Origin of the sequence: Aeromonas sp. 600724, assembly GCF_049175135.1 — a bacterium.
Taxonomy (GTDB): domain Bacteria; phylum Pseudomonadota; class Gammaproteobacteria; order Enterobacterales; family Aeromonadaceae; genus Aeromonas; species Aeromonas veronii_A.
Genome location: NZ_JAAKUM010000001.1, coordinates 306,264 through 326,389, shown reverse-complemented (window position 1 = coordinate 326,389; position 20,126 = coordinate 306,264). Strand labels below are relative to the sequence as shown.

16 protein-coding genes and 1 pseudogene are annotated in these 20,126 nt (G+C 57.9%); 6 read left to right on the top strand and 11 right to left on the bottom strand.

Annotation, left to right across the window (positions count from 1 at the left end; genetic code table 11):
* Positions 1-46 precede the first annotated feature (46 nt).
* The 3 genes from G5168_RS01435 (at position 47) to G5168_RS01425 (ending at position 2,447) form a co-directional block, all read left to right on the top strand.
* Positions 47-298 carry an ogr/Delta-like zinc finger family protein gene (locus G5168_RS01435; RefSeq protein WP_042067783.1) on the top strand — a complete coding sequence of 84 codons (252 nt, stop codon included), beginning with the start codon at positions 47-49 and terminating at the stop codon, positions 296-298.
* A 319-nt stretch (positions 299-617) separates the two neighbouring features.
* On the top strand, positions 618-1,097 hold the full coding sequence (locus G5168_RS01430; protein ID WP_421251749.1) for an AAA family ATPase: 480 nt from the start codon (positions 618-620) through the stop codon (positions 1,095-1,097).
* Between the two features lie 66 nt (positions 1,098-1,163).
* A complete protein-coding gene (locus G5168_RS01425) occupies positions 1,164-2,447 on the top strand; it encodes an ATP-dependent nuclease (protein WP_421251748.1) in 1,284 nt (427 codons plus the stop codon).
* A gap of 190 nt (positions 2,448-2,637) precedes the next feature.
* Here G5168_RS01425 and G5168_RS01420 read toward each other — a convergent pair.
* A pseudogene (locus G5168_RS01420) lies at positions 2,638-3,481 on the bottom strand (replication endonuclease); the annotation flags it as partial.
* A 250-nt stretch (positions 3,482-3,731) separates the two neighbouring features.
* Positions 3,732-5,231 carry an alanine/glycine:cation symporter family protein gene (locus G5168_RS01415; RefSeq protein ID WP_421251747.1) on the bottom strand — a complete coding sequence of 500 codons (1,500 nt, stop codon included), beginning with the start codon at positions 5,229-5,231 and terminating at the stop codon, positions 3,732-3,734.
* Positions 5,232-5,580: 349 nt separating this feature from the next.
* Between G5168_RS01415 and G5168_RS01410 the strand changes: the two genes are divergently transcribed.
* Together G5168_RS01410 and G5168_RS01405 are read left to right on the top strand one after the other, a co-directional pair.
* Entirely contained in the window at positions 5,581-6,018 is a 438-nt protein-coding gene (locus tag G5168_RS01410; RefSeq protein WP_204483368.1) for a GNAT family N-acetyltransferase, read from the top strand.
* Between the two features lie 76 nt (positions 6,019-6,094).
* Positions 6,095-6,865 carry a zinc-dependent peptidase gene (locus G5168_RS01405; RefSeq protein WP_421251794.1) on the top strand — a complete coding sequence of 257 codons (771 nt, stop codon included), beginning with the start codon at positions 6,095-6,097 and terminating at the stop codon, positions 6,863-6,865.
* A gap of 81 nt (positions 6,866-6,946) precedes the next feature.
* Here the strand turns inward: G5168_RS01405 and G5168_RS01400 are convergent, their stop codons facing one another.
* The 9 genes from G5168_RS01400 to G5168_RS01360 all read right to left on the bottom strand — a co-directional run bounded on the left by G5168_RS01400 (position 6,947) and on the right by G5168_RS01360 (position 18,571).
* Complete coding sequence (locus tag G5168_RS01400; protein ID WP_005336948.1) at positions 6,947-7,543, bottom strand: acetate uptake transporter; 597 nt, start codon at positions 7,541-7,543, stop codon at positions 6,947-6,949.
* A gap of 224 nt (positions 7,544-7,767) precedes the next feature.
* Positions 7,768-10,770 (bottom strand): DUF748 domain-containing protein, encoded by a 3,003-nt coding sequence (locus tag G5168_RS01395; RefSeq protein WP_421251746.1) that lies wholly within the window; start codon positions 10,768-10,770, stop codon positions 7,768-7,770.
* A gap of 52 nt (positions 10,771-10,822) precedes the next feature.
* The gene (locus G5168_RS01390; protein ID WP_421251745.1) at positions 10,823-11,584 is read right to left on the bottom strand and encodes a substrate-binding periplasmic protein; all 762 of its coding nucleotides are present in this window, start codon (positions 11,582-11,584) and stop codon (positions 10,823-10,825) included.
* A gap of 36 nt (positions 11,585-11,620) precedes the next feature.
* The gene (locus tag G5168_RS01385) at positions 11,621-12,031 is read right to left on the bottom strand and encodes a MerR family transcriptional regulator (protein ID WP_047436889.1); all 411 of its coding nucleotides are present in this window, start codon (positions 12,029-12,031) and stop codon (positions 11,621-11,623) included.
* A gap of 2 nt (positions 12,032-12,033) precedes the next feature.
* Positions 12,034-13,002 (bottom strand): hydroxymethylglutaryl-CoA lyase, encoded by a 969-nt coding sequence (locus G5168_RS01380; RefSeq protein ID WP_421251744.1) that lies wholly within the window; start codon positions 13,000-13,002, stop codon positions 12,034-12,036.
* On the bottom strand, positions 12,999-14,969 hold the full coding sequence (locus G5168_RS01375; RefSeq protein WP_421251743.1) for a biotin carboxylase N-terminal domain-containing protein: 1,971 nt from the start codon (positions 14,967-14,969) through the stop codon (positions 12,999-13,001). Before G5168_RS01375 ends, G5168_RS01380 begins: the two co-directional genes overlap by 4 nt.
* Positions 14,966-15,820, bottom strand: coding sequence for an enoyl-CoA hydratase-related protein (locus tag G5168_RS01370; RefSeq protein WP_421251742.1), 855 nt, complete (start codon positions 15,818-15,820; stop codon positions 14,966-14,968). Before G5168_RS01370 ends, G5168_RS01375 begins: the two co-directional genes overlap by 4 nt.
* 10 nt (positions 15,821-15,830) lie before the next feature.
* Positions 15,831-17,432, bottom strand: coding sequence for a carboxyl transferase domain-containing protein (locus tag G5168_RS01365; RefSeq protein ID WP_421251741.1), 1,602 nt, complete (start codon positions 17,430-17,432; stop codon positions 15,831-15,833).
* On the bottom strand, positions 17,429-18,571 hold the full coding sequence (locus tag G5168_RS01360; RefSeq protein ID WP_100645989.1) for an isovaleryl-CoA dehydrogenase: 1,143 nt from the start codon (positions 18,569-18,571) through the stop codon (positions 17,429-17,431). The genes G5168_RS01365 and G5168_RS01360 overlap by 4 nt, the downstream gene beginning before the upstream one ends.
* 304 nt (positions 18,572-18,875) lie before the next feature.
* Between G5168_RS01360 and G5168_RS01355 the strand changes: the two genes are divergently transcribed.
* On the top strand, positions 18,876-20,033 hold the full coding sequence (locus tag G5168_RS01355; protein ID WP_421172159.1) for an acyl-CoA dehydrogenase family protein: 1,158 nt from the start codon (positions 18,876-18,878) through the stop codon (positions 20,031-20,033).
* Positions 20,034-20,126: the final 93 nt, after the last annotated feature.

The window sequence follows — 20,126 nt, the reverse complement described above, 5'->3', positions numbered from 1 at the left end:
TGCTGTGGCAAGATAGGCTGTTGATTTGGATAGAAAAGGGGGCGTAATGCGGGTTTATTGCAAAGTGTGTGGCCAGCGGGGCCGCATTACCAAGACCAACCGACTGAGCGATGATGTCTCGGATCTCTACTGTCAGTGCACCGATGCCGAGTGTGGCCACAGCTGGGTGGCTACCTTGTCGTTCGCCCACACCTTAAGCCCCTCGGCCAAGACTACCAACCAGCTGGTGCTTAGCTTGATGGGGTCACTCACGCCAGAAGGGCGGCAGTTGGTACTCAAAGGTCTGGGGGCGCAGTAGCGCCCTTGGTTGTGTTTTATATCTCGAATTATTACAACCTTATACAGCCCCCATTCAGATGGTCACAAAGTTTCATCTTCATCACCTCAAGAATACTGATCTTCATCAAAAAATTAATCAAAAAGAATCCAGCTAATAACTTTCAACTCACTAAGATGGTCTGCATTTGATACCATTTCCATATGACCTCGACTGTACCAAAAGTACCTGAGGTCTATCTGACGGTTGTTCCCTCAAAAAGCTGTACGCTGCTAGCCGAGAGCCTGAAGATATTTAATTGATAGCCTGGTAGATTTTTTATTAACAAAATGGTGGCGATATGAGACTGCATGAATTACATATAAAAAATTTCAGAAAATTAAAAGATTGCCGCATTAAATTCAGGGATACTACATTTTTAATTGGTCCTAACAATGCAGGTAAATCAAGTGTCTTTGCTGCACTTCAGCATTTACACAAAAATTCTAGCTTAGATCGAGAGGATTTTTCCAAAGAGTATAGTAATACAGATGGAGCCTATACATATGAGGATGAAGTTGAGGTTGTAGCAGAATATCATAATTTACCTGCGGAATCCCGTAGTTGGTTAGGATTTAAAGGGCGTGTAATTACTTCACAAGAGAGACTAGATGGTGAAAGTGGGCATTCTATTATCTATAAGAAAGTGTGGCATTTGAATCAATCGAAGCCAAAGATATATATGAAAGAATATCCAAGAACAAGAAGTGCTCGCTATTCACAATGCAATAGAGTGTCTGACCTTGTTGGGGATGATTATAGTGAGGCATTTCTTAAATAGCATTTCGGAGAGGCGAATTTTGAAAAAGGCTTAACAATTGCTGCTACAAAATCGAGATTCGATGATTTGCCAGAGTGTTGGGATATTCGGGTTGATCAAGAGCCAACTTGGGTAGAGAACCCAGGTGGAATTCCGGGTAATGTATTATCAAAGTTACCAAGAGTTGTAGTTATACCAGCGGAATCCTGTATCTCAGAGCTAACTGGTTCAGGTGGTGCATTGTTGACATTGCTTAGTGAGCTTTTTGAAAAAGTTCGTCGAGATTCACCAAATTATTTACAAGCTCAGGCGTTTCTTAAAAATCTTGCTGCGGAACTTGACCCAAATGATGCTAGGACTGATTTTGGTCGGTTGATGAATGAATTGAATGGGATGGTTGGTAATTTATTTCCAGATTCAGCAGTTCATGTAAATGCGACACTTGATGTTCCTGAAAAGTCAATCAAACCTCAATTTAATGTGGAAATGGAAAGCAATGTTAAAACAGCAGTGAATTACCAAGGGCATGGTATGATTCGTGCCACTGCTTTTCAGTTACTGAGATATGTACAAGAGTTTATAAATAGGGAAACTGATACACCTCGCTCCACAATTTTTTGTTTCGAGGAGCCAGAAATATATCTTCATCCGGCAGCGGCAAATCAAATGCGTGATGCTCTATATGAGCTTGCTGGACAGAGTTGTCAAATAGTAGCAACAACACATTCACCTTACATGCTTAATCTTGGTTCTGAGAAAAGTGTGAGTCTTACTAAGTTTAGTGTTTCAGAAACAAATTTTTCTATTTCAAATTCATTCAATCTTGAAAATGCTTTCGTATCACTTCAAGCAGATGAAAAACAAAATCTAAAAATGTTATTGAAAGTGGATGATTATATATCGAGAATGTTTTTTACCAAGAAGAGTATTTTTGTTGAAGGTGATACAGAAGAGGTTGTAGTAAGAGAGACAATCAAGAGATTATCAGCGGAAGATAAAGCAAAGGTTGTTGGTAATTGTGAATTTCTTAGAGCAAGAGGAAAAGCGGTATTGGTGTCTATTGCTAAATATCTAAATGCTTTGGATGTCAATTATATAATTATGCATGATCGTGATAACGGAACCGCTCGTGCTGAAGCTATGAATGCCCCAATACTTGCGCAAACAGGTGAAGCACGAAGAATAATGATTGAAGAGTGTATTGAGGATTTATTAGGTTACGATGCTCCATCCTATGAAAAGCCATATAAGGCTTACCAGCACATTCAAGAGAATTGGCCAGATAACTTTAATGAGTTGCCAGGAGATTGGAGGTCTACGTTCATTCAATTATGTAGTCCATACTTAGACCATTTGAGAGAGGCTCATTAAAGTCATGCAATTTGAGAGTGACAAGGCAGTATAATAAAATTTAAGTCCCTATGAAGACATAGGGAAGGTGCGAACAAGTCACATAACACGAAAATGATGACATGTAACCCATTGATATTAAATGACTAAAGTTTTCATTTTTATTCATGAGATACATATTCGCACCTTCCCTTTTCCTTCAGCTTCATGCCTACTCCTCGTTATAGTCGGTCCTGTACCTGCATCCACTTTGGTGCATCTAGCCACTCCAGCACGCGCCAGATCTCCGACTGATAGGGCTGTGGCAGCATCTCGATCCAGCGATGTGTCCCGTCGTGGCCTTGTGCCTGGTAGACCTCGCTGCACAGCTCTACCAGCATCGGCCAGTCCGGATTGTCTTCCGGTACCGCATACTCATCCGGCAGACTCTGTTCGTTAGGCTGCAGGCCTTCTGGCAGCCAATCTGGTTCGCTTGGTAACGATCGGCACGACTGCAGCTGTCCGTTCTCTAGCCAAAGGGTGAAACCGTCCGAGCTGATACTTGCGCCAGCCTGCAAACGCTCGATAGAGAAGGGCGATAACCCCCATTGTTCCCTCATGATCTGGTCTGCGAAGGCACCAGGATCTGGCCGCGTACAGTTATTGTCAGAGCTCCAAGGTGCCGGGCTGTCGCCCGTCTTAAACCCACCCCTCCTCGCTGCAGCTTCGGCGGCTTTCCTGGCTTCATGGGTACCGGCAGGCACAATTTCCCACCCTTGCAGGCGGGTCTTGATGCCCAGGCGAGCGGAGGTAATGCCCATCAGGCGTTTGATGTCTTCGCCATAGCTGTTGGCCTGCTCCTCGATGAGGTGGGCCAGCTTGATGGGGTGTTCGGCACGGGTGGCCAGTGCACCGCCCATGGCGTGCAGGTAGCAGCGAAAGATGCCGTTATCTGCGGCAAAGCGGGCAGCCTCAAAGCGCGGGTCTTGCAGCACGGGCTTGGGCGGGCCAACCAGTTCGGCATGCTTCTTGAGGGCGGCCACTTGATATTTCATCAGACGATGACATACGCCCACTTTGCACCGGATTATCTCAATGACGCAGTCCGCTTTAACCCGTTGGAAAACCATCTTCAACCAGCGTGATTTCCCCCGGGAACGGGCAGAAAAAAGTGTCCACATTTTGCCAATTTTGGTGTCTTTTCACGTCCAAAAATGTCCCATTGTGTGGCACTTAACTCCTTTGTTTTAATATAACCTGTTGAAATTAAATAAAAAATGGCAGCCGAGGCTGCCATTTTTTATTGATGTCTTATGTCGTTCTGGTTCAGGAGGTCTTGCGCTCCTGATCCGGCTCGAACTGATGGCCCGATCTCTCCAGCTCCAGGTTCTCTTCAGAGCGTTTGCCCACCCAGTAATCGGCGTTCTTGATGCCGAGCTTCTCCGGGTGGAATACGGGGTCAATCCCTTGTGCCTGCTGCGCTTCATAATCCTTCAGACAGGTGAAGGCGGTCTTTTGCAGCAGCAGAATGGCGATGATGTTGAGCCAGGCCATCAGGCCAACCCCGATATCACCCATGCCCCACGCCAGATCCGCAGTCTTGACGGTGCCGTAGACGGTGGCAGCCATCAGCGCAATCTTCAGCAAGAAGGTGAGCCAGGGGCGATTAATCTTGCGGTTGATGTAGGCGATGTTGGTTTCGGCGATGTAGTAGTAGGCAACGATGGTGGTGAACGCGAAGAAGAACAACGCGATGGCCACGAAAATGCTGCCAAAGCCCGGCATCATGCTCTCCATGGCGGTCTGCACATAGCCCGGGCCTGCTGCGATACCGGCAATACCTGTGTAGATAGCAGCGCCGTCCGGCCCTTGTACGTTATAGAGCCCGGTGATCAGCAGCATAAAGCCGGTGGCGGAGCAGACGAACAGGGTGTCGATATAGACGGAGAACGCCTGAACCAAACCCTGCTTGGCCGGGTGACTCACTGCCGCCGCAGAGGAGGCGTGCGGCCCGGTACCCTGACCGGCTTCGTTGGAGTAGACCCCGCGTTTTACCCCCCACATGATGGCCAGACCCAGAATGGCACCGAAACCGGCATCCAGACCGAAGGCGCTCTTCCAGATCAGCAGGATCACGCCCGGCAGCTGGCCGATATTGAGGGCGATGATGACGCAAGCCACGATGATGTAGCCCAGCGCCATAAAGGGTACTACGGTACTGGCAAAGCTGGCGATACGCTTGACGCCGCCGAAGATAATAAAGCCGAGCAGCAGCGCCAGACCGGCGGCGGTGACGTTCGGATCAATATTAAAGGCGGTCTGCAGGCTGGAGCCGATGGAGTTGGCCTGCACGCCCGGCAGCAGCACGCCGCAGGCGAAGACGGTAGCGATGGCGAAGGTCCAGGCGTACCACTTCATGCCAAGCCCTTTCTCGATATAGAAGGCCGGGCCGCCGCGGTATTCACCGTTGATCTTCTCTTTGTAAACTTGACCCAGAGTGGACTCCACGAAGGCGGAGCTGGCGCCGAGGAAGGCAACCATCCACATCCAGAACAGGGCGCCCGGGCCACCGAAGGTGATGGCGGTGGCCACACCGGCGATGTTACCGGTACCCACGCGACCTGCCAGGGTCATGGCCAGCGCCTGGAAGGAGGAGACACCGGCATCGGTGCTCTTGCCATCAAACATCAGGCGCACCATCTCTTTCATATGACGCAGTTGCAAAAAACGGGTGCGCAGGGAGAAGTAAAGACCGACCCCCAGACACAGGTAGATGAGCGCAGGGCTCCAGATTACACCATTGATGGCATTGACGATTTCATTCATGTACAACAACTCCTTTGTTGTGTTTGTGGCGCTGTCTTGGCGAGATCTTGGCCTCGCTCTCTGTCACAGTTAGGGGCTCATTTGTTAACAGTCTGAGGTAAGCAAACGAGGGTGGCTCCGAGTGGTTTGGCAGGGCGCAAACCCGCGCCATGCATGGGAGGTAACATATCGAGTTGCATCCATTCTTCCCAGCTAAAAATGTTGTCTTGTTGCAAATTTGTGAATTGACAAGGGTGGGGGGATAATGGCAGGCAGCGTTTTCTATGAGTAAAGATGAGATCCTCCTTGTTGATCTGCGCCAGACAATGTGACGGGCGTAACACAATGGAAAGCAAACATGAGGCCAACAATGAAAAATGATCCTGAGACGTTGACGATCCGTCCCCCTGAGGCCGACGACGGGAGCGCCATCGCCCACCTGTTCAGCCAATTGGGGTATCCTGCCGAAGGCGCTGACGTGACGGCGCGCCTGTTGGCGCCGGATCCCGCGAGCGTTGTGCTGCTCGCCTCCCTGGCCGACAGAGTGGTCGGTGTGCTGGTGTGGCACAAACTGGCACCGCTGCATGTTGCACCAGCTTGGGGCCTGATCTCGGCGCTGGTTGTCGATGAAGGGGCAAGAGGGGCGGGAGTGGGCGCAGCCCTGCTCAAGGGCGCCGAAGCGATAGCGCGGGCCGCAGGTTGCGCCCAGCTGGAGCTATCCAGTAGCCTCAAGCGCGAGGCGGCCCACCGTTTCTATCTGGCGCAGGATTATCAGGAGCGGCCGAAACGGTTCGTCAAACTGTTGTAATCTGTTTTTTGCATCAAAAGAAGGAGTAGGCGTGCTGGGATGGTTCAAATGGCTGGGTGGTCGCCCGCAAACGCCCATGAGTGAGGATGAGTTGGCGCTGTGGCGTCAGGCGCTGGCGGCTGTGCCCATCTTGCAAGGGCTCAGCGACACCGAGCAGACAATGCTTATCGGCTTGGGGCAACAGCTGCTCAAGCGCAAGACCCTGACCCTGATCGGGGTCGAGCTCAGCAGCCGTCAACAGGCGGTGCTGGCGCTGCAGGCGGCGTTGCCTATTCTGCACCTCGGCCTTGACTGGTATCGCGGCTTTCACGAAATCATCATCATTCCCGAGCCCGTCACCCGGCGCCAGGAAGTACAGGATGAGTTCGGGCTGGTGAGCGAGTTTGAAGAGGAGAACGCCGGTGAATCCTGGCCGCAAGGGCCGCTGGTGCTGGCCTGGAGCGAACTGCAGCAGGATGGTGACTGGGACGGCTTTAATCTGGTGATCCACGAGCTGGCTCACAAGCTCGACATGCTGGGCGGTGAGGCGGACGGTGCGCCGCCGTTGCCGGGGCAGATGAGCAGTCAGCTCTGGCAGCAGGCCTTTCAGACCGCCTTCGACGAGTTGTGCCAGCAGCTCGACCGGGACGAAGTGACCGCCATCGATCCCTATGCTGCTGAACATCCCGCGGAGTTTTTCGCCGTCTGCTGCGAGTGTTTCTTTACCGATCCGCTGCGGCTGCAGCAGGTCTATCCCGCGGTATACCGGCAACTGAGCCAGTTCTTTAGCCAGGATCCCGCACTGCGTTTCCCCGCGACCCGCTTGCTGGCGGGGGAGGTGGACGTCGACGTCGAGTCACTTGACTGATAATCGATCTGTTGAACGGTTATTCGAGATAGCAAAAAGGCACCCGAGGGTGCCTTTTTCACAATCTGAGTGGCTTGCCTATCAGGCAGCGGCTTTCAGCTGTACTGCGGCGGCTTTCTTGTGATCGCCGATCGGCATCACGGTGCGGCCGAACTGCTCGTTGATCACGGTGGCCATGGCCAGGTAGATGGCGCTGGCGCCACAGATGATGCCTTCGAAACCGGCGATGGTGCCGATCAGGGTGCTGCCGGTGAAGTCACGGGCGGCCAGCAAGAAGAACAGCACGGTCAGGGAGGCGAACACGAACTGCTTGGCGCGCGGGTAGTTGATGGTGCCAACCAGCATGAACAGGGTGAACATGCCCCACATCAGCAGATACCAACCCATGTAGGCGTGTGGAGTCGCTTCGGCCAGACCCATGGTCGGCATGATCAGCAGGAACACCAGGCTCAGCCAGAACAGGCCGTAGGAGGTGAACGCGGTCACACCGAAGGTGTTGCCACGCTTGTACTCCATGATGCCAGCAATGATCTGGGCGATGCCGCCGTAGCACAGGCCCATGGCCAGGATCATGGCGCTGATGGGGAAGAAACCTGCGTTATGGATGTTCAGCAGGATGGTGGTCATACCGAAACCCATCAGACCCAGAGGGGCAGGGTTGGCCAATTTTTCGCTCACGTGGCGTTCTCCAAAAATAGAGGTGGGGGTTAACAAAAGACGCGCGATTTTAGGCAGGCTGTGGCGTGCCCGCAAGGGGGCAAGGGGGATAAATCGTAAAAAAACTACGTGATTATTTGCATCAGAGGCCAAATGCTCACCAGGACAGGCTGTTTGGTGAGCAAAAGGTGTCAAAATAGTTGAGGAGTTGTATTTTTATTACGCATTTGCGCAGTGCGGCGGCCTTACTGATCCAGTGTCAGGATCACTTTGGCTTCCTTGTCCTCTTCCTTGACCTGGCTGTCGAGCACGAACAGCCGCTCCGGGGCGATCCCCTGGCTGTCGACCAGAAACTCCTTGGTATTTTGCGCCCGGCGCATGGCGAGATTGCGCAGGGATTTGGCGGTGATGAGCTGCTGATCCCGCAGCAGGATCACCGCCTGGGCCCGCAGTGCCGCGCTCTCTTCATCCAGATGGAGGCGATCGGCCAGGTCATCCAGATCTTCGCCAAAGCGCTCTTCATAGGCCCGGGCCAGCGCCTCTTGCAGGGCTGAGTCCTGTTCCAGCAGGTCGAGATCCGCCTGATTGCCGGTGAGCTTGGCCAGTACCCGTTCCAGCTTTTGCCGTTGCAGGATGGGGCGCTCCTCGTTGAAGTTGACCTTGCCGCGAATGTTCATGCTGAGCTTGGGTCTATCCTTGAGGGCCTGCGCCAGCTTGACCAGTTTCTCCTGCTGGGTGGGGGTGAGATCGGGATCCCCCGGCAGGAAGGGAAGTTCGTCGAGATCTTCGGTACCATCGGCCAGCGAGGCGAGCAGGGAGAAGGGGGAGGTGATCGCCTTGCTCAGGGTGTTGCCCAGTACATCCCAGAAGATATTGCCGATGCTGAAGTCCGGTTGATCGAGATCCCCCTTCACCTTGAGGTTCATCTGTATCACCCCGTTGGCATCGCTTAGCAGGGCGATGGCCAGCCCCAGCGGCAGATCCTTGGCCTGATCGCTCTTGATCTTCTCGCCCAGTTGCAGCTTCTTGATGGTGATGTCGTTATCCCCTTCCAGTCGGTTGCCCTCCAGCTTGTAGTGCAGCTTCATGGAGAGCTGTCCTTTGTCGATGGCATAACCGGCATAGGTGCCCGAGTAGGGGGTGAAGGTGGTGAGCTCCAGATTGTGGAAAGCGACCGCGATGTCGAGGATCGGGTTGGCGACCAGCAGGTTGGTACCGCCGCGAATGGTCACTGGCGCATAGCGATCCACCTTGCCGTTGAAGGCGAGATCGGAGCGTTGCCCCGGAATATTGCTGATATGGCGACTCTGGCCGCCCAGCGAGGCGATATCGGCCACAAAATCCTGACTCAGACTGCGATCGGCAAAGCGCAGGTTGCCCTGCTCGGTGCGCAGCTGGTCGATGGTGAAACGAAAGTCGGGAGCCTTGCTGCCTGCCTTTGCTTCACTACTTTTTGCTGCCGCCGATTGCGGCAGCAGCAGCTGTTGCATGTTGGTGGTGCCATCTTCGTTGATCTCGATGCGGGCGAAGGGCTTGTTCAGAGCAATGTCCTTGATCCGCATCTGCTGGCTGATGCCGTCGTACGTCAGACCGGTGAGAGCCAGGGCGTTGAACTCCAGCAGCCGCTGATTGTCTGCCCGATCGACTACTTTGAGCCCGTTGATATCGAGCCCCCCCTGCAGGGTCAGCTTGCTCAGATCTCCCTGGGCGGTGGTGGCGAGATCAAGGCGGGTGTTGCTGCTCAGCAGCCCGTTTTGCACCTTGATGCGTACCAGATCGGCCAGATAGGGCTGTGCCAGCGTCAGGGGCAGCCCCTGCTGGTTGATGTCGCCGCTTAAGGTGAAAGGAGTCAGGGTCAGTTGGCCATCAAAGGCGAGGGTGCTGCTCTGGTTGAACTGGGTGGCCAGAGTCAGTTTGCTCGGTTGCTCCCCCTTGCTGCCCAGTGGCCCCAGCGCCAGCTTGAGGCCGGATAGCTGGCGTGCCTGCGGTTTGCCGCTGCTCGATTCGGTGAGGGTGAGATCGCCCTTGTCGATAAGGATCTGCTTGATCTGCCACTGCCAGGGTTTGTCTGCCCCGTGTTTCTTGCTGTTACCGGCTCCCTTTGCTTGCTGTGCCGACTTGGGTGCCGCATTGTTGGCCACCTCGTTTGCGGTGTGGGCCCCTTTGACGGGCTTGGCGGGGGCCTGTTCAATCAGCAAGTCAGCCAGATCCAGCTCCTGCTGTGGGTTGAGGGTTGCCTTGAGCAGGGGTTGTTGCAGAGTGACCTTGCCGATCTGGAGCGACTGTTTCTGGCCATCGACCGCCAGCTCGCTAAGGGCCAACTGGCCGAAGCGGGCAAATTCGTCGCCCTTGTGTTTTTTAAGCTGCCAGTTGTCTAGCGTCAGCTTGCCTTTGGACAATTGCCACAGCACTCCTTGCTTGCCCTCTTTAAGCTGGTACTCCACCTCTGCATTGGCGTGGCCCTTGGCCAGATCCAGCTTGAGATAGGGTGCCCAGAGCGGGGCGAAGGGTTTCAGCTCGACCTGCTTGAGGCTCACCTTGCCCTGACCCATGCCGCTCATCACATCGAGCTTGCCGTGAGCGGCGAGGCTGCTTTTGCCGTTGATGGCTGCGTTCAGCTGATAGGCGGTCGGGTGATTTGCCTCGGTGCGCAGGTTATCGAGCTTGAGGGTCACTTTCTCCAGATTGAGGAGCGGCAACCAGCCGGGTTCGCTCTCCTTGCGCTGATCCTGATAGCGCACATGCCCGTCAGTGACATTGACACTTGCAATGTCGACCAGCAGCGGGGCTCTGGCTGTTTCGGGCTCGGGGGAGGGCGAAGGGGCGAGCAGGGTCGCCAGCGCATCGGTCAGATTGAGTCGAACATCTCCTTTTTTATCTGTCAGCCGTTGCAGCAGCACCGCGGGTTTGGTCAGGGTGACGGTGGAAAGCACGATCCCTTTCTGCTGCCAGCTGGCTTGCAGGTTTGGGGTGATAAAGAGCTGTTCAAAACCGATGATGGTCTGCTGCTTGGCATCGAGCAGGGCAGTCGCGCCGAGGGAGATAGAAGGGTTGCGCAGACCTACGTCAATTTCCCCCAGCGTCAGCTGCAGGCCGTAGTGCTCGGCCAGCCAGCCGGGCAGATAGCGCTGGATCAGACGGGGGGTTTGCCACAGCAGCAGGGTGATCAGGATAAGAAGCAGCAGGAAAGCGTAGGCAAGGTAGCGCAGCAAGCGGAGCTTGGGGGACGCGGGCTCGGTGGTGTTCATTTGGTGCACTCCCATTTGGTTCCCGCCATGGTACAGAAAAGCTGGATAGTAATCATGGGGTTGCGTGCTGTTGTACGCCGTACTTTGTCCAAAGGCGATCCAGTTCCCCCTTTTGTTGCAGCGCAGCCAACCACTGTTCCAGCTGGGCAGGGGTAATGGAGGCCTCAGGGTGAAGAATGGCGCGGTGCTGATACTGTTGGTCCCATTTGTCAGAGACAAGAAGTCGCTCGGCAGTACCGGGATGGGCCAGCAGATACTGGTTAAGGTAGGAGACGTTGAGAATGGCTACCTCACCACGTCCTTTGAGCAGGGCTTGCAGGGCACTGGCGTTGTCCTTGACCAGGGTGATATTGAGCTTGCGCTGCAGGTAGAGGGGATCAGCATTGAACTGGCCGACGCCGTAGTGGTAGCCGGTCACCCCGATAAGATGATGCCGAGAGGGGTCATCGAAAAAGCGCTGATCCCGGCCCGTTTTGTTCAGGGCCACATAGACCTCACCACCACCGAGAAAGGGGGCTGTCATCTTGAATTTATCTGTGTCCCAGCCCCACTTGCTGTCTTCAAACAGCATCAGCGAGAAACGGCCCAGATCGAGCGCCTTGTAACGGTTGGCGGCCGAGGTGGGAACAAACACGAATCTTACCTCTTGCTGGATCTCGTTTAGCTTGGCGATGAGGTCCAGCGTCAGCCCTTCATAGCGGGAATCGGAGAGTTTGACCACAAAGGGGGCATAGGGGTATCCGCCAACCTTGATGAGGGGATGGCTCCAGCCAGAGAGGCTGAACAAGAGCAAAAACCAGCACCAATATCTCATGGGATCCCCAGGGCAATAGCTTGCTCCCAGATTCGGTTAATCTGCGCCAGTTTTCAAGCTGTTAAGGGAATTAACACAGCGCTGTTCGGCGGCTTCCAGCTCGGCCATCACCATCTGGATATCCTCCAGTTGTTGGCGCAGTGCGTCGCGCTTTTCATCGATCAGCTGGATCATGGAGTGGAGCTGGGTTTTGCTCGATTTGTCGGTGTCGTACATATCGAACAGCTCGCGGATCTCGGCCAGGCTAAACCCCAGCCGTTTGCCGCGCAGGGTCAATTTGAGCCGGATCTTGTCCCGGTGGCTGTAGATGCGGGTTTGCCCCTCCCGCAGCGGGGTGAGCAGCCCCTCATCCTCGTAGTAGCGGATGGTGCGCGGCGTGACATCGAATTCGTGGGCCAGCTCCGAGATGCTGTAGGTGATCTCCTTGCCGGGCAGGGAACGGGACATGGTCATGACTCCTGTTGCTGGGCGTGTGGCTGACAGAGGCGGGCACGCAGCCGTTCGGCATTGGCGTGCAAGGCCTGACCGACCCGCGAGCCGTTGGGGCGAGCGAGCTGCTCGCTCACCCACTGGCCGGTGGCCGCCAGTTTGTCGAGATCCACCCCCGTCGTCATGCCAAGGCCGTGTAGCAGGTAGACCACCTCTTCTGACGCCACATTGCCGGAGGCGCCCGGCGCATAGGGGCAGCCGCCAAGTCCCGCCACCGAGCAGTCGATGGTGCGAATGCCGCGCTCCAGCGCGGGTAGCAGGTTGGCCAACCCCTGGCCGTAGGTGTCGTGAAAATGGACCGCGAGTCGCCCCGCCGGGATCTCGTGCAGCACCGCATCCAGCATGGGGGCCACCGTGCCCGGGGTGCCAACGCCTATGGTGTCCCCCAGCGAAATTTCGTGGCAACCGAGATCCAGCAGTTGCTCGGCCATGGCAGCGACCCGTTTCGGGCGGGTCGGGCCATCGAACGGACAGGCGATGACGGTGGAGAGGTAGCCACGCACCTTGATGCCGAGGCGGCGAGCCTCCTGCACCAGCGGGGCGAAGCGCACCAGCGACTCCTCCACGCTGATGCCGATATTGGCCCGGGTAAAACCGTCGGAGCAGGCGGTGAAGAGGCCAATCTCATCGGCGCGGGCGGCAATGGCTGCCTGCAAGCCTTGCAGATTGGGCACCAGGGCGCCGTAACGGGTTGAGCCCTTGCGCGGCAGTGCCTCGAACAGCGCTGCGGAGTCCGCCATCTGCGGCACTTTTTTGGCAGAGACAAAGGCACCCACCTCGATGCGTTGCAGGCCGCTGTCGGTAAGGCGCTGGATCAACTCCAGCCGCTGTACCAGGGAGAGGGGCGCAGCTTCATTTTGCAGGCCATCGCGCGGCCCCATCTCCACCAGACTGACCCTGTCGTCACGGATGTCCTGTGATCGGTTCATGGGTGATCCTCCTGTGTGGCAATCTCTTCGGCAAAGCGCACCAGCATGGCCCCCTGGCTCACCTGCTCACCCTGCTTGCACTGCAGCGCCTCAATTACCCCGTCCCGCTCTGCGCGCAACTGGTGCTCCATCTTCATCGCCTCCAGCACCAGCAGGGGTTGCCCCTTGCTGACCGTTTGCCCCTGCTCGACCAGCACGGCTACCACGATGCCGTGCATGGGGGCGATGGCGCCTTGTGCCTTCTCGTTTTCCTGATCATGGTGGTGACTGTGCTGCCGATCATCGGCCGCGAAGCGGATGCGCTGGCCCCCCAGGGTCATGATGAAGGCTGCCTCCGAGCCTGCGACCGTCTGAATGGGGATCTGTTGCCAGCCGCCACCCTGTTGTAGTCGGATATGGTCGTCACTTCTTTGGTGGCAACGGGTCTCTCCTTGCCACTCAAACTGGCCGCCATGATCGTGAAGGGTCAATACCCGGTGCTCATCACCGATGCGCACCGCCGCTGTCCAGCAGCGAACCGGCCCCAGCCGAAATCCGCAGGCTTGCTGCCAGGGGGAGGTGCCTGCAGGGCGGCTCGCCAGCCAGAGGGTTGCCAGCGGCCAGGCGAGCTCAGGAATGGGCTGTGCTGTGGTGGGAATGGGCCACTGGGTATGGTGGCCCATGGCCAGGACGTCGGGCTCTTCACACAGGCGCAGCAGCAACGGGCCGTTGTGCACCAGCGGCCCGAGATCCAGTGCCGCCAGCGCATCTGCCAGTTTGGCGAACGCCTCGGCGCGGCTCTGGCCGTGGGCGATCAGCTTGGCGATCATGGGATCGTAATAGGGGCTCACCTCATCGCCAGCGGTGACGCCGGTGTCGATACGCACGCCATCTGGCCAGTGGAGCCAGTGGATAGGCCCGCTGGCGGGCAGAAAACCGGCCGCCACATCCTCGGCGTAGAGGCGCGCCTCCACCGCATGGCCGCGCAGCACCACTTCCTCCTGGGTGAGTGGCAGCGGCTTGCCTTCTGCCACGGCCAGTTGCCAGGCCACCAGATCCTGCCCGGTCACCGCTTCGGTGACCGGATGCTCTACCTGCAGCCGGGTGTTCATCTCCATAAAGAAGAACTCATCCTTGCAGAGTAGGAACTCGATGGTGCCAGCCCCCTGATAGTGGATGGCCTTGGCTGCGGCCACGGCTGCCTCCCCCATGGCGCGGCGCAGAGCCGGAGGTATGTCGGGGGCGGGCGCCTCTTCGATCACCTTCTGATGGCGTCGCTGCAAGGAGCAGTCCCTATCCCCCAGATAGATGGCGTTGCCGAGGCTATCGGCAAAGACCTGTACTTCCACATGTCGAGCTTGGGGCAGATAGCGCTCCAGCAGCACCAGATCGTTACCAAAGGCGGCCTTGGCTTCCCGTTTGACTGCCGCCAGCGACTCGTCAAAGTCGGCCAGCTGATCGACCCGGCGCATCCCCTTGCCACCGCCGCCACTGGCCGCCTTGATAAGTAGCGGGAAGCCAATCTGGCTCGCCTGATCGCGCAAAAAGTCCGGCCGCTGATCCGTGCCGTGATAGCCAGGCAGCACAGGTACGCCGGCAGCCTGCATCAGCGCCTTGGCGCCCGATTTGTCGCCCATGGCGAGAATGGCGGCGCCGCTTGGGCCGACAAAGCGCAGGCCGCGCTGTTCGCAGGCGGTGGCAAAATCGCTGTTTTCCGACAGAAAGCCGTAACCGGGATGGATAGCATCGGCGCGCGCCTCTTTGGCAATCTTCAGCACCTTGCCGGTGTCGAGATAGCTCTCTCTGGCCGGTGCGGGCCCCAGATGCCAGGCCTCATCGGCCAGACGGGTGTGCATGGCATGGGCGTCGGCATCGGAGTAGAGGGCGATGGTGTGAATGCCAAGGCGTTTCGCCGTTTTGATGATGCGCACAGCGATTTCGCCGCGATTGGCGATCAGCAGGCGCTTAATCTGAGTGTGATGGGTCATGTCTCATCCTTGAAACGGGGACGCCAGGCGGGAGGGCGTTTGTCGAAGAAGGCCTGCATCCCCTCCTGGGCTTCGAGCCCCACCCGAACCCGGGCGATGGTCTCGACGGTTTTCTCTTCGTGCAGGCGGGAAGGATGGGCCTCTATGGCCGCCAGCAGTCGTTTGGTCTCTTTCATCGCCTCCGGCCCGTTGCGGCACAGACGAAGGGCCTGCGCTCGCCCCTCCGCCAGCAGTTGATCCGGTTTGCAGAGTTGGTGTGCCACATTGAGCCGACAGGCGGTAATGGCATCGAACGGCTCGGCACTGAGCATGTAGCGGCGCGCCTGACGCATCCCCATGGTGCGTACCACGTAGGGGCTGATCACCGCAGGCACCAGGCCCAGGCTCACCTCTGAGAGGCAGAAGCGCGCATCATCGCTGGCCAACACCAGATCGCAGGCACAGATCAGCCCCAGCGCCCCGCCATAGGCGGCCCCTTGCACCAGCGCCACCGTGGGGAAGGGGAGCTCATCGAGGGTCTGCATCAGCCGCGCCAATACCCGGGCGTCTTCGCGATTGTGCTCAAAATCGGCGTGAGCCAGATTGCGCATCCAGTTGAGATCGGCGCCCGCGCAAAAGTGTTTGCCCTCTGCCCGTAGCAGCAGGGCGTGAGGGCGTTCGGCGAGATCATGACCATGGAGATGGGCCAGATCATCGAGGCAGTCGAGCAGCCCCAGCATCAGGTCGGCATCAAAGGCGTTGTGGCGGGCTGGGCGCGACAGCACCAGCTCGGCCACTGGGCCGTGCCGCTCCAGCCGAAACGGGCCCTGTGTTGAAGAGCCAAGTGCTGAGGAAGTAAGTGGATCTGACATAGGTTGCTCCTTACATCCGAAAGATGCCGTACTGCTCGGGTTCAATGTGGGCACCCTGACAGGCGGCGAGCGCCAGCGCCAGCACGGTGCGGCTCTGGGCCGGGTCAATGACGCCATCATCCCAGAGGCGGGCGCTGGCGTAGTAGGGGTGACCCTGCCGCTCATACTGCTCGATCACCGGGGCACGGATGGCGGCCGCCTCCTGCTCGCTCAAATCTTTGCCCTCGGCAGCCAGCTTGTCCCGGCGCACCTGCACCAGCACCCCGGCCGCTTGCTCGCCCCCCATGACGGAGATGCGGCTGTTGGGCCAGCTAAAGAGAAAATCGGGTTCATAAGCGCGGCCGCACATGCCGTAGTTGCCGGCACCAAAGCTGCCGCCGACGATCAGGGTGATCTTGGGCACCCGGCTGCAGGCCACTGCGGTTACCAGCTTGGCGCCGTGCTTGGCGATCCCCTCTTTTTCTGCGCTACTCCCCACCATAAAACCGGTGATGTTCTGCAAAAAGAGCAGTGGGATGGCGCGGCGATTACAGAGTTGGATAAAGTGGGCCCCCTTCTGGGCACTGTCGCTGTGCAGCACGCCGTTGTTAGCGAGGATCCCCACTTCCATGCCGCAAATACGGGCAAAGCCGGTCACCAGAGTGGTGCCGAACAGCGCCTTGAATTCGTCAAAGTCAGAGCTATCCACCAGTCGTGCAATCAGTTCACGGGCGTCGTAAGGGCGTTTGAGACTGGTGCCCACCAGACCGTAGAGCTCCTCGATCGGGTAGCAGGGTGGCTCGTAGCCGGGGCTGCTCTCTATCGGCTCGTTACCCAGATGAGTAACCAGCGTGCGGGCGATGGCCAGCGCATGGGCATCGTCACGGGCCATATGATCAGCAACTCCCGAGTGGGCGCAGTGTACCTCGGCGCCGCCCAGGGCCTCGGCGCTGATCTCCTCGCCGGTGGCGGCCTTGACCAGCGGCGGACCCGCCAGAAAGATGGTGGCTTGCTCCCTGACCATGATGGATTCATCAGCCATGGCGGGCACATAGGCGCCGCCAGCGGTGCAGAGCCCCATCACCACTGCCAGTTGAGGGATGTTTTGGGCCGACATGCGGGCCTGGTTGTAGAAGATGCGGCCAAAGTGATCCCGGTCGGGGAACACCTCGTCCTGCATCGGCAAGAAGGCGCCGCCGGAATCCACCAGATAGAGGCAGGGGAGGCGCAGCCGCTCGGCGATGGCCTGGGCGCGCAGGTGTTTTTTTACCGTGAGCGGGTAGTAGGTGCCGCCTTTCACGGTGGCGTCGTTCACCACCAGCATGCAGAGCCGGCCCGAAACCCGGCCGATGCCGGTGATGATACCGGCGGCGGGCACCGGCTCGTCATAGACCTGCCAGCCAGCAAGCGCCGAGAGTTCGAGAAACGGGGATCCCGGGTCCAGCAGCTGATTGATGCGCTCGCGGGGCAGCAGCTTGCCACGGGCCTGATGGCGGGCGTTGTTGGCCGCGCCGCCCCCTTGCGCGATCTCGGCAATGCGGGCATGGAGATCATCGACCAGCCCCTGCATGGCGGCCCGATTGGCCGCATATTCCGGGCTCGCCGTGTCGAGGCGGGAGTGGATACGACTCATGCATTTTCTCCCATCAGCTCGCGGCCGATGAGCCAGCGGCGGATCTCCGAGGTGCCGGCGCCGATCTCGTAGAGTTTGGCGTCCCGCAGCAGGCGGCCAGTGGGGTATTCGTTGATGTAGCCGTTGCCGCCGAGCAGCTGGATCGCGTCGAGAGCCATCTGGGTGGCGTTTTCGGCGGCAAACAGGATGGCTGCGGCGCAATCTTTACGGCTGGTGCGCCCCTGATCGCAGGCGCTCGCCACCGAGTAGACCAGCGCCCGGCTGCTGGCGAGGCGGGTATACATGTCGGCGAGCTTGCCCTGCACCAGCTGGAACTCGCCGATGGCTTGACCAAACTGCTTGCGCTCACGCACATAGGGCAGCACTACATCCATGCAGGCCTGCATGATGCCAAGGGGGCCCGCAGCCAACACCACCCGCTCGTAATCGAGCCCGCTCATCAGCACCTTGACCCCGCCGTGCAGGGTGCCCAGCAGGTTTTCCTGCGGCACTCGGCAGTTGTCGAACACCAGCTCGCAGGTGCTGGAGCCGCGCATCCCCAGCTTGTCGAGCTTCTGGGCGGTAGAAAAACCGGGAGTGCCGGCTTCAACGATAAAGGCAGAAATCCCTTTGGGGCCCGCACTGGTATCTGTCTTGGCATAGATGACGAAGGTGTCGGCATCGGGTCCGTTGGTGATCCACATCTTGTTGCCGTTGAGCACGAAGTGATCGCCCTCGCGCTCCGCGGTGAGGCGCATGCTGACCACATCGGACCCGGCTCCCGGCTCGCTCATGGCCAGCGCCCCCACATGCTCGCCGCTCACCAGCGGGGGAAGGTAGCGTGCTTTTTGCTCCGCCGTGCCGTGGCGGTGGATCTGATTGATGCAGAGATTGGAGTGGGCGCCGTAGGAGAGGCCGACCGAGGCGCTGGCGCGGCTTACCTGTTCCATCACCAGCACGTGGGCCAGATAGCCGAGGTTCACCCCGTCATACTCCTCCGCCACCGTGATGCCGTGCAGCCCCAGTTCACCCATCCGGGGCCAGAGATCACGGGGAAAGGCGTTGCTCTGATCGATCTCGCTGGCGCGCGGGGCGATCACTTTCTGGCAGAAGGCCGCAACCTGTTCGGTCAGGGCATTCAGGGTCTCATCCATCTGCATCCATGCTCTCCTTGCGGATATGACAGTCGGGTTGGAAGGTTGGCTCGACCGGCTGACTCGGCGTTACGGCTGGCAGTGGTCGGTCCATTTTGTACTTCACTTCTGCCACAAGTTTACGTTAGCGTAAACGTAAATCAATTGTTAATCTGTTGTGTGTCGATAGATAGGTGGTAGTGAGAGCGTCATCAGCTACCACGACAACAGCGCCATAGTGGCAGATCCGAATGACCAGTGTGTGGGCGCCGCGTCATAAAGCGCTAACTCAGGAAAATAAGCGCGGGACAACAAGGGAGCGAACGACAAGATGGATTTTACCCTGACCGATGATCAACAGGCGTATGTGGAGGCGGCCGCCGCCTTTGCCGATGAGGCGCTCAAACCCCATGCCGCGCGCTGGGACAAGGAGCATGAGTTTCCGATCCCGACCATCAAGCAGGCGGCCGAGCTAGGTTTTTGTGGTCTCTATACTCCGGAGCAGTTTGGCGGATTGGGGCTGCCGCGCCTCGATGCGAGCCTCATCTTCGAGCGTCTTGCCATGGGCTGTACCTCGACTACTGCGTATCTGACCATTCACAACATGGTGAGCTGGATGCTGGGTAGTTGGTTGCCCACCGAGGTTGCCAAGGAGTGGGTGCCCAAACTGGCTAGCGGCGAATTGCTGGGCTCCTATTGCCTCACCGAGCCGGGGGCGGGTTCCGATGCTGCGGCACTCAAGACCCGGGCGGTGCGTGAGGGTGACAGCTACCTCATCGAGGGAACCAAGGTCTTTATCTCGGGAGCAGGCAGCAGCAATGTGCTGGTGGTGATGGCCCGTACCGGTGGTGAAGGTGCGAAGGGGATCTCTGCCTTTATGGTGCCGGCTAATGCCCCCGGCGTGAGCTATGGCAAGGCAGAAGAGAAGATGGGCTGGAACAGCCAGCCGACCCGGGAGGTTGTTTTCAACAGGGTGCGTATTCCCGCCCGCTACCGGTTGGGTGAGGAGGGGGAAGGGTTCAAGTTCGCCATGCAGGCCCTCGATGGGGGGCGCATCAATATTGCCACCTGTTCGGTGGGCACCGCCCAGCAGGCGCTGGACGATGCGCTGGCTTATGTGCAGCAGCGCCAGCAATTTGGTCACCCGATCAGCGAATTCCAGAGCGTGCAGTTTCGCCTGGCCGATATGGCGACCGAGCTGGCTGCCGCCCGTTTGCTGGTACGTCAGGCCGCCGACAAGCTGGATCGCGGGGCACCGGACAAGAGTGCCTGGTGTGCCATGGCCAAACGGTTTGCCACCGATGTGGGTTATCGAATCTGTGATGAGGCTCTGCAACTCTTTGGCGGCTATGGTTATATCCGCGAGTATCCGCTCGAGCGCTATCTGCGCGATACACGGGTACACCGCATTCTGGAGGGCACCAACGAGATGATGCGACTCATCATCGCGCGCCGCATGCTGGCCGATCCCGGTTTGTCGCTGGGCTAACCGGTGGTCGCATCAAGGGTGTGTTGCCTGCCACCCGATTTGCACCATGCCATGCCGGTTTCGGCTTTGTGAGCCAGCCACAGGTTGGTGTCA